The organism is Citrobacter sp. LST-B2, from assembly GCF_057983045.1.
In genome coordinates, this window is record NZ_CP192598.1 from 301,566 (window position 1) to 314,763 (window position 13,198).

A 13,198-nucleotide genomic window follows, 5' to 3' on the forward strand; every position below is an offset into this window, starting at 1 on the left:
ACCTTACGAAATGGCGCGACGGCGCACGGGATATGCGGGGAGTACCGCCTTTTGTAGCACACGACCGGCCTCGGAGGAAAAGGTTAATGCCTCACCCACAGTCTGTGTCTCAACGATCTGCCCGTCCTCCATCACCATCACACGATGGCAAAATCGTTCCACCAGCCGCAGATCGTGGGTGATAAACAGGCAGGCGGTACCAAACTGCTGCTGTATTTTTTTGAGCAGACGAATGACGCCTGCCTGCAACACCAGATCGAGATTCGACACCGCTTCATCGAGAATCAACAGTTTCGGCTCTACCACCAGTGCGCGGGCCAGACAGACGCGCTGGAGCTGACCGCCGCTGAGCTGTGGCGGACGTTTATCCAGCAGGTTTTCCTCCAGATCGACGGCGTGAAGCATCTCGCGTACCCGCGCCAGCTGTTCGGCTTTGGACAACGAGAGTAAATGACGCATCGGCTCACGCAGGATCTCACAGACGGTTTTACGCGGATTCACTGCGCTAATGGAATCCTGAAAGACCATCTGGATATCGCGGCGAAACGCCTTTTGTTTAGCCCGGTTCAGTTTTGCCAGCGGTTCACCGCGCCAGCTTACGCTTCCCTGACTGGGCGATTCCAGACCGACCAGCAGACGCGCTAACGTGCTTTTTCCGCAGCCGCTGCGCCCTAACAAGGCAACGGTTTCGCCGCTTTTCAGATGCAAAGAGACCGCTTTCAGCACCTGCTGATGTTTTCCGCCCAGGCTGGCGTGGGCGTACTGATGAGAAAGGTCTGTGACGCTGAGTAAAGTCATGAGGCTAACTCCATACCGTACAGAGCGAGATGTGCCGACACCAGACCGCGGGTGATGGCGTGTTGGGGTGTCCTGAACAGGGTTTCCACGTCACCCTGTTCGACGATGTTTCCGTTATCCATCACTGCCACATCGTCGGCCAGTCGCGCGACCACACCCATATCGTGAGTCACCAACAGCATGCCCGGTGCCCGGCTCTGCATAATGCTCTCCAGCAGATCGAGGATGCGCGCCTGTGCCACCACATCCAGATCGGTGGTCGGCTCATCGGCGATGATAAACGGCGCATCGGACAGTACCGCCATCGCGATCATCATGCGTTGTAGCATGCCGCCGCTCATCTCGAACGGGTAGAGCTTCAGCACGCGATCGGCCTGCTCCAGGCCCACGGCTTGCAGGGCGTTGACGAGCGTGGCGTCATCTGCCGGTTTACCCAACGCCTGACAGGTTTCCCGTGCGTGGGTCGCCATCGTATGCAGGGGATTAAACGCGCTGCGCGGATTTTGCATAATGGTGGCAATTTTGAACCCACGCAGGGATCGAGGCGACACCGGTTTGCCGTCAGCGAGCAGCGTTCCGTTTGTCTGGCGTACGCCAGCGGGCAAAATCCCAAGTGCCGCCGCGCAGGTCAATGATTTACCGCTACCGCTGCCACCCACCAGCGCCAGCACACGTCCGCGTTTGAGCGTTAACGACACACCGTGCACCAGCGGGCGATCGGCCACTAAAGCGATGTTTTGCAGTTCAATGTGCTGTGGCATCAGTGGGCATGCTCCGTGATCAGATGAGGATCCAGGTGATCGCGCAGGGCGTCACCCACCATGTTGAAGGCCATCACGGTGATAAACAGCGCCAGCCCCGGCCAGAACATTTGCAGCGGCTGAGTCCAGATATACTGGCGGGCGTCGTTAATCATCACCCCCCATTCCGCCGTCGGTGCTGTCACGCCAAGGCCGAGGAAAGACATCCCAGCAACGTGCAGCATCATATGTCCAATATCCAGCGTGGCCAGCACCAGCAAAGACGGGATCACCGCCCCGGCCAGATGGTCGATGAATACCCGGACATGACCTGCGCCGGAAAGCCGTGATGCGAGAACAAACTCGCGCTGACGCAGAGAGATGACCAGGCTGCGCACCATCCGCGCATACCACGCCCAGTGTGACAGGGCGATGGCGATAATCACGTTGGTGAGTCCCGTGCCCAACACGCCGACCATGAAGAACGACAGAATGGAGGTCGGGAAGGTCATAAACATATCGGCGACGCGCATGGTGGCTTGATCGACACGACCACCCAGCAGTCCAGCGCTGCCGCCAACAATCAGTCCCAGCGCCAGCACGAGCAGCAGACAGGCCATCACCGAACCCAGCGACACGCGGGTCGCCGCCAGCAGGCGAGAGAAAATGTCGCGTCCCAGATGGTCCGTACCCAGCCAGTGCTGGCTGTCCGGGGCCAACAGGCGCGAGGGTAAATCGATCGCTTGCGGATCATACGGCAGCCACCACTGGCTGGTCAGCGCAATCACCGCCAGCAGGGCGATGACAATCATGGCCAGACGAACCGACCAGCGTGAAGAGAGGAAAAAGTTCACGAGTGCGCTCCTTCATGACGACGAATGCGTGGGTCCAGCGCGGCGTTCAGCAGATCAACAATCAGGTTACAGACCACGAAGACCACCACCATCATCAGCGTAAAGCACTGAATCACCGGGTAGTCGCGGTTAAATATCGCCGACACGGCATAGCGGCCGACGCCCGGCCAGGCAAAGATGTTCTCGATAATCATCGTCCCGCCAATCAGTTCGCCGATGTGCATCCCGACCGCGGTGACGACCGGCAGCGACGCATTACGCAAAATATGGCGGCGCTCGGTTTGTTTGTCGTTCAACCCGCGCAAACGCGCCCAGGTGACGTGACGCTGCCCGGCGACTTCTAACATGCTGGCGCGCAGAAGTCGGGCGTTGATCGCCAGGGACATAAAGGCGATCGATACCGCGGGTAAAATAAGATGCTGCCAGCCGCCGTAGCCCATTGCGGGCAGCCATTGCAGCCAGACCGAAAAGAACATCACCAACAGGAAGGCGAGCCAGAAGTTCGGCATCGACACGCCGAGGAAGGCAATCAGTCGCACGACGAAATCCGGCAGACGGTCGCGGTGACGCGCCGCCCAGATACCGAGCGGCACGGAAGTCAGCAGGATCAGCACCAGCGCCGCGCCCGCCAGCTCCAGCGTCGCGGGCAGGAAATTCAGCATGTCATCCAGCACCGGGCGCTGGGTGGCGAACGAGATGCCAAAATCCAAATGCAGCGCCTTCCACAGCCAGGTGCCGTACTGCACGACAAGCGGCTGATCAAGGCCCAGCATCACGCGGGTTGAGGCCACCATTTCCGGCGTCGGCGGCAGGTTCGATAAGCGCAGATAGTCGAGCGCCGGGTCGCCGGTGCCCAGGCGCAGCATCAGAAAGATAATCACCGAGGCGGCGAAAATCATCGGAATCAGCAGCAGAATGCGCCGCAGTACATAACGCAACATCAGGGTTTCACCGGTTTAATCTGTTCAAACGGGATTTCAGAGGCGATAGGCGCGTACGGAATTGTGCCCAGTTCAGGTCTGGCGACCACCATCATCGAGACATAGCTGATGGGCAGATAGACCGCGTCGTTGTGCAGACGGGTCAGGATGTCTTTGTACAGCGCCTGACGCTGGGTGTCGTCGGTGGTTTCCAGTACTTCACCAATCTCTTTATCAATTAACGCTTTGTCAGCTAACCCCTGCTGAGCCTGGTAATCCGCATGTGACGGCACGCGCATCGAACTCATAAAGGCGTGCGGATCGTACGGCGCGCCCCAGGTGCGGTTGAAGATCATTCCGAAGCGTCCGTCGCGCTGGCGGGCATAAATACTGCTCTCTTCTTCGCCAATAAGTGCAACATCAACGCCAATCTGGCGCATATCGGCCTGAATAATTTCCGCCATCGATTTGCTCAGCGCGTCGGTGCCAATGAATGACAGCTCAATGCGCAGCGGTTGGCCGTTCTTCTCACGAATGTCTTTGCCGGCGGGTAGCGTCCAGCCGGCTTTTTCAAGCAGATCTTTCGCCTGCTGCGGGTCGTACTGACGTGGCTTCAGGCCAACGTTGGCATAAGGAACGGTAGGTGCAAACAGCGTGTCGGCGACCTGCTGCGTGCCGTACAGCGCATTGTCGATCAATGATTTCTTGTTCACCGCATAGTTCAGCGCTTCACGTACCGCCAGCTCATTGGTCGGTGCTTTTGCTGAGTTGAGTGCCAGCATTACCGTTTCAATCGGCTGAGAAAGCTGGGTACGGTAGTTCGGGTTCTGACTGAAACGGGCGAAGGTATCGAGCGGCAACAACCCTTCGTTACCGTATAACAGGTCGATGTCGCCCGTTTCAAACGCGACAGCGCGGGTCGTCGGATCCGGGATCACTTTGATGGTAATTTTTTGAATCTGTGGTTTTTCACCCCAGTAGCGATCGTTGCGTACCAGCACATCGTACTGATTGAGCTTCGACGCTTTCAGTACCCACGGCCCCGTGCCAATCGGCGCTTTAATACCGCGCATCGTTTCGTTGTCTTTAAATTGCGACGGCGCGATAAACCGGAACGGGCGCGGCAGCGCCAGCTCTTGCAGGAACGGGTAATAGGCACTTTTCAGGGTGATTTGGAGCTGGTTTTTGTCGAGCGCTTTCACGTCGACGATCTGATTGACCAGTTCCAGCCAGGCGTGACGCTGGCGGTTATCGAGCACCACGCGGAAGTTTTCCGCCGCCGCATGGGCGTCGAACGCTTCACCATTTGAGAAGGTCACATCATCACGCAGGGTAAACGTCCAGGTTTTGCCATCCGCTGAGTGGGTCCAGCTTTTTGCCAGCCACGGAATGACCGAACCATCGGCCTGATACTTTACCAGCGGCTCATAGACCATGCTCTGGGCGAACATTTGGTTAGGGGTATACAGATGAGGGTTAAGCGGCCCAACGTTGACCGGCCAGGCGGTCGTAATTTCATCAGTGGCAGCGGCGTGCGTAAGGAATGACGCACAGGCCAGCAGCGCAAAAAGTGTGCGGCGTAGTCTGGACAAAATGGTGATCCCGAATGATGTAGAGGTACGACTTTATGAGTATGACGATTCTAAAGAATCATCATACTTTTGACGTGTTCTGGATCAAGAGAAGAGCGGTCAAACACGCGAATTATACGAAAATCGTATGTTTGCGATGTCAGACCGTTTCCAGCCACTGCACCGCGTCTGCGTTCAGGGTAAAGGGCGTGGGAGTGCAGACGGCCAGGCTCAGGTTATCGAGCTGGCAATGGCTCAGCGAAAGCCCGGAGTCAAAGGTGCTGTCGACGCTGACGATCTGCCACGCGCTGCCGCCGCGTTGTTTCACGATTGCCTCTTTTTGCGTCCAGATGCGCCAGAAGGCGGCGAGCTGCCGATCCGGATGTTCCGCTTCCACTTCGGCATGTTCGCCGAGGCTGAAGACCGCATTTGCCAGCGAGCGCCAGTTGGCGCGTGGGCGGATGATTTCGAGATCGCAACCCACTTCGCCTTCGTCGCTCAGCAGCAGGGCGATATCGTCACCGCTATGGCTCAGGTTGAACCACAGCGACGTCTCGGGTGAAAACGCGGGTTTCCCCTGTTCGCCGTAAACAATCTCCGGCAGCGGCGAGAGGGTGTGGGAAAGCAGAACGCGACCGGCCAGCCAGCGTGCGCGTCGCGGACCCTGCGGCGCCAGATCGGTTAACGCAGACGGCAAGGCGCCTGCGCTGAGTGTCGAAACTTTTCCCAGTACGATCCGATACATGTCAGGACCAACGTTTAATGATGATGGACGTATTGATGCCGCCAAACGCAAAGTTGTTGCTCTGTAAGAATTCACAATCAATCTTGCGGGCTTCACCCATGATGTAATCCAGCGCGCCGCAGTTGGCGTCGGGCTGTTTTAAGTTTAGCGTAGGCGCAAACCAGCCTTCACGCATCATTTGCAGACTCATCCAGGCTTCCAGCGCGCCACAGGCACCAAGGGTATGCCCAAAATAACTTTTCAGCGAGGAGATTGGCACATTATCGCCATAAATTGCGGCAGTCGCCTGACTTTCCGCAATATCGCCACGATCCGTCGCCGTACCGTGTGCGGAAATATAGCCGATATCCAGCGCGTTTAATCCTGCCATTTTCAGCGACTGTTCCATACAAATTTGCATGGTTTCCCGTTGCGGCTGGGTGATATGCGCGGCGTCGCAGTTGGTGGCAAACCCGATGATTTCACCGTAAATCGTCGCGCCGCGTGCTTTGGCGTGTTCCAGTTCTTCAAGGATCAACGTCCCGGCGCCTTCGCCAATCACCAGCCCATCGCGCTGTTCATCGAACGGCGACGGCGTGGTTTTCGGTTGATCGTTGCGCTGACTGGTGGCGAACAGCGTATCAAACACCGCCGCTTCCGACGGGCACAACTCTTCCGCGCCGCCTGCTACCATCACGGTTTGATAACCGTGGCGAATCGCTTCCCACGCATAGCCAATCGCCTGGCTGCCGGACGTGCAGGCGCTGGAGGTGGGGATCACGCGTCCGCGCAGGCCGAAAAACAGCCCGGTATTGACGGCGGTGGTGTGCGGCATCATCTGCACATAGGTGGTGCCGGTAATGTTATTGGTGTGCTTTTCGGTCAGCATGGTGGCAAATTCGCTCACCGGGCCAGTACTGCCGGTGGATGAGCCATACGCAATACCCGTTTCCCCGTTGGTGAGCACGTCGTCGCCAATCAGTCCAGCCTGTTCGAGCGCCAGTTCGGTGGCGCGGGTAGACATCAACGACACGCGACCCATCGCACGGATGCGCTTACGGGTGTAATGCTCCGGCAGCGTGAAATCATCGATCGGTGCGCCCAGCAGGGTATGTAGCCCGTCATAAACCTGCCACTCCGGCATTTTGCGCACGGCGTTTTCATAGGCCTGCAGTCGGGCGGAAACATCCTGCCAGTTTTCCCCAAAGGCGGTGACGCCGCCCATGCCCGTTATCACCACGCGACGTGTCATAACATCCCTCCATTGATGGAAATCACCTGACGGGTGACGTAGCTCGCCACATCCGACATCAAATAGCTGGCAAGCCCGGCGACTTCGTCCGCCTGACCCATGCGTTTCATTGGGATCATCGCCATCGCTTCCTTCAACGCGGCCTCTTCCATTTCGATCATTCCGGTGTCGATCAGCCCCGGCGCGATGCAGTTGACGGTTATTTTGCGTTTCGCAAGTTCAATCGCCAGCGCTTTGGTGGCGCCGATAATCCCGGCTTTGGCGGCGCTGTAGTTTACCTGCCCACGATTGCCCATTACGCCGGACACCGACGACAGGGTGATAATCCGACCGCCCTGGCGCGCGCCGATCATTGGCATGATGCACGGCTGAATGACGTTATAAAAACTGTCGAGGTTAGTGTGGATCACCGTGTCCCAGTCACTGTCGCTGAGTGCCGGGAAGGCGGCATCGCGGGCAATGCCTGCATTGCTGACTACGCCGTACCATGCGCCATGCGCCTCGATATCCTGTTCCAGTACTTCGCGGCACTGCTCGCGGTTCGCCACGTCGAAACTGAGCAGACGCCCTGCGCCACCGACGGCGAGAATGGCATCCAGCGTCTCCTGCGCGCCCTGTGCATCACGATGGTAGTGGACGCCGACCACAAAGCCGTCCGCTGCCAACTGTCGGGCGATTGCGCGACCGATGCCTTTGCTGGCGCCGGTAACTAAAACTGAACGACTCATGCGGACGCTCCTTGTTGAAATAGAGAATGAAGTTCTTCTGCCGATGGCTGGAAGGTATTAACGCGGCCTGTCGCCAGTGTCTCTTCGTCGGCGGTAATCGCGCATTCGAAGCTGCCGAAACGGTCGTCCTGCATCAACAACTTAACGGTAATGGATACGGTTTTTCCTGCGGGCAGAACGCCGGCTGTGCAAATCAGTTCGCGCGCGCCGAGCACCATCCCGAGTGAGATCGCTCCCTGACCCTGCTGATGGCGGTGCCAGCCGGACCAGACGCCGACGGTCTGCGCCATCAGTTCCAGTGCGAACCAGCCGGGTAAATTGCCTTGCGGATCAAGGAACGGTGCGAGAACGCCGCCGCTCGCCACCGTGACGCAACAAACGGCGGTGTCTTCGCCCACGCGAACCACCTCTTCGAGTAGCAGCATGGGCGCGTCGTGCGGCAGGTATTCGCCGGGTGATAAATAGTGGCTCATGACATTCTCCCGAGCAGAATACTGGCGTTATTGCCGCCAAAGGCGAACGAATTCGACAAGATAAACGGGCGTTCAAGCGGCTGAGGTTGCTCGATGATGCCGCAGGGCGGCAGCGCCGGATCGCGCGGCGACAGGCTAAAGTCCTGTACTGGCAGAGGCAGGTCATGCTGCAACATCAGCATGCTGAGCGCCGCTTCGGTAATCCCTGCCGCGCCCAGCGTGTGGCCAGTCAGGTGTTTGGTCGAGCTGCACGGGACGCGCTCGCCAAACAGCGCGTTGACCACCCTGGATTCGATCTGGTCGTTCAGCGGCGTGGCGGTGCCATGCAGATTGATGTAACCCAACTGTTCGGGGATGAGACCGGCATTGTCCAGCGCCTGCTGGATGGCGCGAATGGCCCCAACGCCCTCCGGGTGCGGTGCCGAAATATGGTGCGCGTCGCTGGATTCCCCTACGCCAAGCAGCGCGATGGGCTGTGGCTCGCGGGTCAACAGCATCAGCGCCGCGCCTTCGCCAATAGTAATACCGCTTCGGTCGCGGGCAAACGGCAGACAGCGCGTCGGCGAGAGCGATTCGAGACTGTGGAAGCCGTTGATCGGCATCCGGCTCAGGGTATCTGCGCCGCCGACGATGGCGACGTCCACGAGATCGGATTCAATTAAGCGGCGTCCGCTGATGATAGCGCGAGCGCTGGAGGAGCAGGCGGTGGAGAGGGTGAATGCCGGACCGTCCAGCTTCAGCCAGTGGCTGAGAAAGCGCGACGGGTCGCCCAGTTCCTGCTGCGCGTACTGCCAGTGATGGCTCTCTTCGCCGTTCAGCGTCAGGTTAACGTGTGTGTCGCCTTCATCCAGACCGGACGTGCTGGTGCCGAGCACCACCGCAACCCGATCGCGACCGTAGCGCGCAATGGCCTCATCCACCTGCGGCTGGATCTGCCTGAGCGCCGCCAGCAGCAGCTGATTGTTGCGCGAACGGTGGGCGCTAAAGTCGTCCGGAATGGCGGGCAGTTCGCCGTCCACGCCAGCAAGTACCGCGTGCGGATGCCCCTGTAACCAGCCGGTGCGCGGGCGCATGCCGGGTGCAACGCCATGCGTCAGGTTGGCGGCGATTTCATCGGTATCGTTGCCCAACGCGTTAATCATGCCCACCGCAGAAATGTAAATCATATCAGTCACCCAGATATTGAATGGTGATGTGGTATTTAAAGACATGCTGTTCGATGCTGATCGGCTCGCGCTTGCCTTTGCGGTTCAGGTAGGTGATTTCGGTCACCAGCGTGCCGCGAGCATTACGCAGTTCACGCCTGTCGCCGCTGTCCGTCAACGTCCAGCCTTTCGGCAACTGCGGCTGCCAGGTGCTAATCGGCCAGTGGCTGAGCATGACGTCAGCCAGCACCTGACTGGCGGGCGGCAATTGTGGAACCACGATGGACTGCTCGGTGTGCAACCCTTTGTCATCGTAAGTGACGAGGAACAGACGAATACCCACCGACGACAGCCCCGCCAGCGTGATTTTTTTATCATCGGCATTCAGCATCACCAGCAGCGACTGGGTTTTGCCGTTAAAGCGGCCGGTGAGCAACTGCTGAGCGTTCACTGCCGGAGTGATACCCGGCGCAGGCAGTGTCACCCGCGTACCTGGCTCCAGCCACGCCTGCGGGCGGCCTTGCTGATCTTTTGGCGAGTGGCTGCAGCCGGTGAGTAACAGCGCAAAGAGGCCCAGCGCTAACTGCGCGATGGCGCTACGCTTATTGGGTCTACGCCAACCTGTTGACCCGCCAGGCCGGATAAGGCGTAGCCGCCATCCGGTAAAAAGATGTTTAATCATTTTCGTTTTTTCTCTCTTTTCGTCGGCATCGCCAGAGGGGAAAGCAGGAACGCGGTAAAAATGCCGCTGATCAGCACAATGCCAAAACTGCTGATCGCCTGGGTGGCGCTAAAGACCAGCATGCCGAGCGTCAGCAGAGTGGTCATCATCGCCAGCGTGATAGCCAGCAGGGAAGTGAGCGGCGTCCCACGCGGATTACTGAAAAACAGCGTGTAGTTAATGCCGATCCCCAGCACCAGTACCAGCGCCAACAGCGAGAACAGATTGACCGCATGCCCGCTCAATGCCAGCACCGCCAGACCGCAACCCAAAGAGAGCACCGACGGCACGAGGCTGACCAATCCTCTGCGCCAGCCCAACCGCGCGATCGCGCCGCAGGCAATTACCGCCAGCGCGATAAACAATAAACCGGTCAGTACGTTGCGATACAGTGCAAACAGGTTGTCAAAGGTGCTTTTGCGATCGACCCACGCGACACCGGGATATTTCTCGCTAAGCGCGTTGAGCGCAGCGCTCTGGGTCACGCCTTCCACGGGCACCAGTACACCGCTTTCGCCGTGAGGCAGGCTCAACCACAACAGTCGCCAACCTTCGCTGGCCGGGCTGGCAAGCCAGGCGTCAACGGTTACCGGCATAGGGGCTAGATCGGGATTGACCGTCGTCAGCCCAGCGTTGTTCAGGGCCTGAATGACCGTGGGCGCAGCGTTTTTCAGCAAGGCGAGATCCTGCTGCTGACGAGCCAGTGAATTCAACGGGATCGTGCGATAGCCGTTGAGCAGTCCCTCTTTTTTCGCCTGCGCCAGCGCGGGGACAAAGGCTTCCAGCCGTTCCAGCGTCTGCTGGGCGGAGTCGCCGTACACCACAAACCACTTCTGATCGACACTCTGTCCGGTCAGCGTAGTAATGGTTTTTTCCTGCGCCAGAATGTGCTGCGGCAGCGCCTGCAACTGGGAGATATCATCATCCACGCGTAGGGTCGCCAGACCAGCCAGTGAGAAAAGCGCGAGTGCCACCGGCAAACCGACGGAAAGCGTTTTATTGCGTCGCCAGGCGGCAAGCCAGCGCAGCATCAGCACCATCGCCGGAACCGGACGCACCGGTAGCCCGCGACACAGCCACGGATGCCAGAAAATCACCGTCAGGCACGAGGCGCTCAGTCCTGCCGCCGCAAATACCGCCATCTGGCGAATGCCGGGGAAGGGGGCGAGCATCATAATCAGGTAGGCCGCGACGGTGGTCAGCAGCGCCAGCAGCAGGGCATTTCGCACTTTTGCCAGACTTTTCCAGGGCGAGGTTTCCGCGCCATGCACCATCCGTTCGGTCAGGTAATACAACGTGTAGTCGGCGGAGATGCCGATGATGCTCATGCTCATCACCAGCGTCATCAGATGCAGTTCACCGAAGAACAGCAGCGTGACGACGGTTCCCGCCAGCGCGCCAATGCCAATCGACAGCAGACACAGCAGCAGCGGGCGCAGCGAGCGGAACACCGCGACAATCAGCAGCAGCACGCCCAGCACTGTCGCCACGCCAAGCGTGGAGACATCCTGTTTTGCCTGTTGGCTGGCGTAATCGCTGTAGAATACCGTGCCACGCGACAGTAGCTGCGCCTGGGGATAGCGCGCTTTCAGCGCCTCCGCAAGCGCGCTGAGCGTGGTCACCAGATGATGCGTCTGTTGCATATCGAACGACGAACCGGCCAGTTCGCCATGCAGCAGATACCAGTAATTTCCCTCGCGGTCCTGCGCCACCAGCCAGCCGTCCATCAGCCGCAGACGCTGACCATTTTCGGCCATCGCTAACTGTGAGCCGCGCATCAGCATTAGCGGGTCGTTTTGCAGCTCTTTACCGCTGACGCCGGAAAACGCGGAATAGAGCTGAGACAGGATCCATTGCGCCTGCGCGTCGCCGCCGTTTTGTAGGCGGGTGCGAGTTTGCGGGTCGATCAAACCGTTGCGGTGCTGCCAAAAGAACTCGCCCCACGCCTGTTGGCTGTTGGCATCCATTGGGCCTTTTACCTCAGCCAGCGCCTGTGATTGTTGCAGCATCGCCAGCCAGTTACGGGCGATTGTCGGGTCCGCCTTTTTACCGGGACTGACCAACCAGACCAGCTGGCGGTCAAGACGCTGCATAAAGCCGTCATTCAGGGCTGGCGGAATCGCTCCCAGCGCCTGTTTTGGCAGCATCGCCAGCACGCTGCTGTTGAGCCGCGCCTGAGGCAGCAACATCAGCAACACGCCCAGCATCATGATGCAGGCGATTCCCCATAACAGCGCGGGGCGTTTACTGGGCGGCAAAGCGTTGGCGTTCGTCATCAGTCAGTTGCGCAGGCGTCAGTTGGTGTTGGGAAAGCACGATATCCGTGCGGTCGCCCTGTTTGTCGTTTAGCTCAATACGTTCCAGATAGGTTTTTCCGGCCAGGTCGATGGTGGCAAAGATCTTATCCAGTGGCGTGGTGACAGGCGTCAGGCGTAGCGTCCAGCGGCCCTCTCCGCGATCTGCAAACTCCACGCGGAAGTTTTGCTCCAGCACTTTGCGGTCGGCCTGAAACAGCCCGCGCAGCAGGTGGTTAAACTGGAACATCTGCGGGTTGTTATCGGCGGTGATAGTCTGCGGCGGCTGACCGTTGATGGCCTGCACCATTCGCGTATCGTCCAGCAGCAATTGCATCGGGAACGGACGGGTTTGATCCCACAAAAGCCCCTGGTCGCGGGCGATCAACATTGTTCCTGCGGATCGCAGCGGCTGCGGCAGATCTTTTATCGTCCGGGTTTGATCGAAATGCGCGCGGATCACCGGCTGTTCGGTAAAGCGCTGTTGCAGTTCATCCAGTGTCAGGGCGCTGACGAACGGGCTGACGAGCAGTGCCAGCAGCGGCAGAAACCTCATGGCGTCACCCCCATTCGTTCAAACAGAATGTCCGGGCAGACGAAGCACATTTCGCGGCTTTTCTCTTCCACCGCGACCTGAATGGTGTAGCCCGTCGTCGCGCGTTTCCCGCTTTCGGCATCGAAAATTTCATAGCCAATGCGCAGGCGGTTTTCGAACTCTTCCAGACGCGCCCGCACGCGAATGCGCTGCTCAAAGGTCAGCGGATGGCGGTATTTCACGCGGGTATCCACCACGGGCCACAGGTAGCCGGAGGCTTTCATCTGGCGATAGCCATAGTCGAACTGGTTAAGCAGCACTTCGCGGGCAATTTCGAAGTAGCGGAAGTAGTTGCCGTGCCATGCCACGCCCATCATGTCGACGTCATGAAACGGAATGGTCAGCTCGACTTCAGCCGTAAAGCGGGGATCGTTCAGCACCCT

Annotated in this window: 14 protein-coding genes; all 14 read right to left on the bottom strand. The window is 58.9% G+C overall.

The annotated features are described in order from the left end of the window. Window positions 1–3 precede the first annotated feature (3 nt). Window positions 4–798 carry a nickel import ATP-binding protein NikE gene (gene nikE, locus ACQ0PY_RS01365; protein ID WP_109740652.1) on the bottom strand — a complete coding sequence of 265 codons (795 nt, stop codon included), beginning with the start codon at window positions 796–798 and terminating at the stop codon, window positions 4–6. Further along, a complete protein-coding gene (nikD, locus tag ACQ0PY_RS01370) occupies window positions 795–1,559 on the bottom strand; it encodes a nickel import ATP-binding protein NikD (protein ID WP_061069334.1) in 765 nt (254 codons plus the stop codon). The genes nikE and nikD overlap by 4 nt, the downstream gene beginning before the upstream one ends. Continuing rightward, window positions 1,559–2,392, bottom strand: coding sequence for a nickel ABC transporter permease subunit NikC (gene nikC / locus ACQ0PY_RS01375; RefSeq protein WP_042998516.1), 834 nt, complete (start codon window positions 2,390–2,392; stop codon window positions 1,559–1,561). Before nikC ends, nikD begins: the two co-directional genes overlap by 1 nt. Beyond that, a complete protein-coding gene (nikB, locus tag ACQ0PY_RS01380; RefSeq protein WP_044253638.1) occupies window positions 2,389–3,333 on the bottom strand; it encodes a nickel ABC transporter permease subunit NikB in 945 nt (314 codons plus the stop codon). The genes nikC and nikB overlap by 4 nt, the downstream gene beginning before the upstream one ends. Beyond that, window positions 3,333–4,907, bottom strand: a complete 1,575-nt coding sequence (gene nikA / locus ACQ0PY_RS01385) for a nickel ABC transporter substrate-binding protein (RefSeq protein ID WP_109739754.1) — start codon at window positions 4,905–4,907, stop codon at window positions 3,333–3,335. Before nikA ends, nikB begins: the two co-directional genes overlap by 1 nt. A 136-nt stretch (window positions 4,908–5,043) precedes the next feature. Next, window positions 5,044–5,628 (bottom strand): 4'-phosphopantetheinyl transferase AcpT, encoded by a 585-nt coding sequence (gene acpT / locus ACQ0PY_RS01390; RefSeq protein ID WP_061069332.1) that lies wholly within the window; start codon window positions 5,626–5,628, stop codon window positions 5,044–5,046. A 1-nt stretch (window position 5,629) separates the two neighbouring features. Next, entirely contained in the window at window positions 5,630–6,859 is a 1,230-nt protein-coding gene (locus tag ACQ0PY_RS01395; RefSeq protein WP_109739755.1) for a beta-ketoacyl-ACP synthase, read from the bottom strand. Continuing rightward, window positions 6,856–7,587, bottom strand: coding sequence for a 3-ketoacyl-ACP reductase FabG2 (locus ACQ0PY_RS01400; RefSeq protein ID WP_054176495.1), 732 nt, complete (start codon window positions 7,585–7,587; stop codon window positions 6,856–6,858). The genes ACQ0PY_RS01395 and ACQ0PY_RS01400 overlap by 4 nt, the downstream gene beginning before the upstream one ends. Further along, window positions 7,584–8,060, bottom strand: coding sequence for a hotdog family protein (locus ACQ0PY_RS01405; protein WP_042998507.1), 477 nt, complete (start codon window positions 8,058–8,060; stop codon window positions 7,584–7,586). The genes ACQ0PY_RS01400 and ACQ0PY_RS01405 overlap by 4 nt, the downstream gene beginning before the upstream one ends. After that, on the bottom strand, window positions 8,057–9,226 hold the full coding sequence (locus ACQ0PY_RS01410; protein ID WP_109739756.1) for a beta-ketoacyl-[acyl-carrier-protein] synthase family protein: 1,170 nt from the start codon (window positions 9,224–9,226) through the stop codon (window positions 8,057–8,059). Before ACQ0PY_RS01410 ends, ACQ0PY_RS01405 begins: the two co-directional genes overlap by 4 nt. 1 nt (window position 9,227) lies before the next feature. Beyond that, on the bottom strand, window positions 9,228–9,884 hold the full coding sequence (locus tag ACQ0PY_RS01415) for a DUF3261 domain-containing protein (protein WP_371811608.1): 657 nt from the start codon (window positions 9,882–9,884) through the stop codon (window positions 9,228–9,230). Continuing rightward, complete coding sequence (locus ACQ0PY_RS01420) at window positions 9,884–12,202, bottom strand: MMPL family transporter (protein ID WP_150547126.1); 2,319 nt, start codon at window positions 12,200–12,202, stop codon at window positions 9,884–9,886. The genes ACQ0PY_RS01415 and ACQ0PY_RS01420 overlap by 1 nt, the downstream gene beginning before the upstream one ends. Next, complete coding sequence (locus tag ACQ0PY_RS01425) at window positions 12,171–12,776, bottom strand: LolA family protein (RefSeq protein ID WP_044263906.1); 606 nt, start codon at window positions 12,774–12,776, stop codon at window positions 12,171–12,173. The genes ACQ0PY_RS01420 and ACQ0PY_RS01425 overlap by 32 nt, the downstream gene beginning before the upstream one ends. Further along, window positions 12,773–13,195 (bottom strand): acyl-CoA thioesterase, encoded by a 423-nt coding sequence (locus tag ACQ0PY_RS01430; RefSeq protein ID WP_044263905.1) that lies wholly within the window; start codon window positions 13,193–13,195, stop codon window positions 12,773–12,775. Before ACQ0PY_RS01430 ends, ACQ0PY_RS01425 begins: the two co-directional genes overlap by 4 nt. Between the last annotated feature and the right edge of the window lie 3 nt (window positions 13,196–13,198).

Excerpts from the sequence above, each read along its gene's own strand:
- ACQ0PY_RS01410 (WP_109739756.1), bottom strand. The coding sequence starts at position 9,226 with ATGATTTACATTTCTGCGGTGGGCATGATTAACGCGTTGGGCAACGAT.
- ACQ0PY_RS01420 (WP_150547126.1), bottom strand. The coding sequence starts at position 12,202 with ATGACGAACGCCAACGCTTTGCCGCCCAGTAAACGCCCCGCGCTGTTA.
- ACQ0PY_RS01425 (WP_044263906.1), bottom strand. The coding sequence starts at position 12,776 with ATGAGGTTTCTGCCGCTGCTGGCACTGCTCGTCAGCCCGTTCGTCAGC.
- nikD (WP_061069334.1), bottom strand. The coding sequence starts at position 1,559 with ATGCCACAGCACATTGAACTGCAAAACATCGCTTTAGTGGCCGATCGC.
- ACQ0PY_RS01395 (WP_109739755.1), bottom strand. The coding sequence starts at position 6,859 with ATGACACGTCGCGTGGTGATAACGGGCATGGGCGGCGTCACCGCCTTT.
- ACQ0PY_RS01400 (WP_054176495.1), bottom strand. The coding sequence starts at position 7,587 with ATGAGTCGTTCAGTTTTAGTTACCGGCGCCAGCAAAGGCATCGGTCGC.
- nikE (WP_109740652.1), bottom strand. The coding sequence starts at position 798 with ATGACTTTACTCAGCGTCACAGACCTTTCTCATCAGTACGCCCACGCC.
- ACQ0PY_RS01405 (WP_042998507.1), bottom strand. The coding sequence starts at position 8,060 with ATGAGCCACTATTTATCACCCGGCGAATACCTGCCGCACGACGCGCCC.
- acpT (WP_061069332.1), bottom strand. The coding sequence starts at position 5,628 with ATGTATCGGATCGTACTGGGAAAAGTTTCGACACTCAGCGCAGGCGCC.
- nikB (WP_044253638.1), bottom strand. The coding sequence starts at position 3,333 with ATGTTGCGTTATGTACTGCGGCGCATTCTGCTGCTGATTCCGATGATT.